This is a genomic window from Helicobacter sp. 12S02634-8, assembly GCF_002272865.1.
In the GTDB taxonomy this organism is placed as follows: domain Bacteria; phylum Campylobacterota; class Campylobacteria; order Campylobacterales; family Helicobacteraceae; genus Helicobacter_J.
The window spans coordinates 1-1641 of the sequence record NZ_MLAP01000037.1 but is presented as its reverse complement, the minus strand read 5'-3'; the positions used below and the strand labels follow the sequence as shown (position 1 = coordinate 1641).

Annotated in this window: 2 protein-coding genes; both read left to right on the top strand. The window is 36.1% G+C overall.

What is annotated here, in order from left to right:
- The first annotated feature begins 105 nt into the window (after positions 1-105).
- Entirely contained in the window at positions 106-1089 is a 984-nt protein-coding gene (gene xerA / locus BKH46_RS09210) for a site-specific tyrosine recombinase/integron integrase (RefSeq protein ID WP_095226529.1), read from the top strand.
- Positions 1090-1099: 10 nt separating this feature from the next.
- A partial coding sequence (locus tag BKH46_RS09205; RefSeq protein ID WP_172402629.1) for a restriction endonuclease subunit S occupies positions 1100-1641 on the top strand: 542 nt, incomplete at its 3' end.

Genomic DNA, 1641 nt, shown 5'->3' with positions numbered 1-1641 from the left:
GGTAATAAAAAAGGTAAAATTAATAATTCTTACGGGTGGCGAGGAAATAAACAAAGAGTATCCACCCCAAAGTCGTTCTCTAATATAAATTAAGGAGAATTGACTATGAAGCAAAAATTAATAAAAGATGTTATTCAAGGTATGTTATCACACCTTAATAACGCACAAATTGAAAAACTACAATATGTTTTGCAGCACACATTATTCTGTTACGAGATAATAGACGATAAAAGAAACAAAGAGGATTCAAAACAAGATTTTGTTGAGCTATTTCTTGCGGCAAAACGGATTGAGGGCTGTTCTGAAAAATCTTTGAAATACTATAAGGCAACCATTGATGCAATGCTTGTGGATCTGAATATGAGCGTCAAGCACATTGAAACAGAGGATATTCGTAATTACCTTACAGAGTATCAGACAAGAAAACAATCTAGCAAAGTAACAATTGACAATATTCGTCGTATTCTCTCAAGCTTTTTCTCTTGGCTTGAAGATGAGGACTATATTTTGAAAAGTCCAGTAAGGCGAATACATAAGGTTAAGACTGGGACAAGCATAAAAGAAACATACACAGATGAAGCATTGGAACTTATGCGCGATAACTGCACAGAACTTCGGGACTTAGCAATGATTGATATGCTAGCTTCTACTGGAATGCGCGTGGGAGAAATGGTGTTGCTCAACCGCAACGATATTGATTTTAACGAAAGAGAATGTATTGTTTTTGGCAAAGGCAATAAAGAGCGTGTCGTTTACTTTGATGCAAGGACAAAATTGCATTTACAGAATTACTTGAATAGCAGAACAGACAATAACCCCGCACTTTTTGCTACACTCAATGCTCCGCATAACAGATTAAAAATCGGCGGTATCGAAGTCCGCTTGCGTGAATTTGGAAGAAAGCTAGGGTTGCAAAAGGTTCACCCCCATAAGTTCAGAAGAACCCTTGCGACCCTTGCAATAGATAAAGGAATGCCCATCGAGCAGCTTCAACAGCTCTTGGGACATCGGCGAATAGATACGACTTTGCAGTATGCTATGGTTAAACAAAGCAATGTTAAAATAGCCCATAGGAAATATATAGGATAGGAGATTGAGTATGATATATAATGGTGGAAAATTCAACTCAACTTGGGCAACAAAAAAATTGACAGACTTAGGCGATTTTTCAAGAGGTGTTTCAAAACATCGCCCAAGAAATGACCCGAAATTGTTTATAAACGGTAAGTACCCATTGGTTCAAACGGGTGAAATAAAGGAAGCAAATTTGTTTTTAAATAAGCACTCACAAGAATATGGTGAGTTTGGGCTAAAACAAAGTAAACTATGGAATGCGGGAACACTTTGCATTACGATTGCAGCAAATATTGCAGAAACGGCTATTTTATCATACCCTATGTGCTTTCCCGATAGTGTCGTTGGGTTCAAAGCATTTCCGTATGAATCGTCCGAATTATTTATGTATTATGTATTTGAGTATATTCGTAATTCAATTCAAAATGCAGCAACTGGAAGTATACAAGATAATATAAATATAGATTACTTAACTTCATTGGATTTTAAAATACCAACGAAGTCATATCAAGACAAAATCGCAAACCTTTTATCTGCGATAGATAAAAAAGTGCTTTGTAACAATCA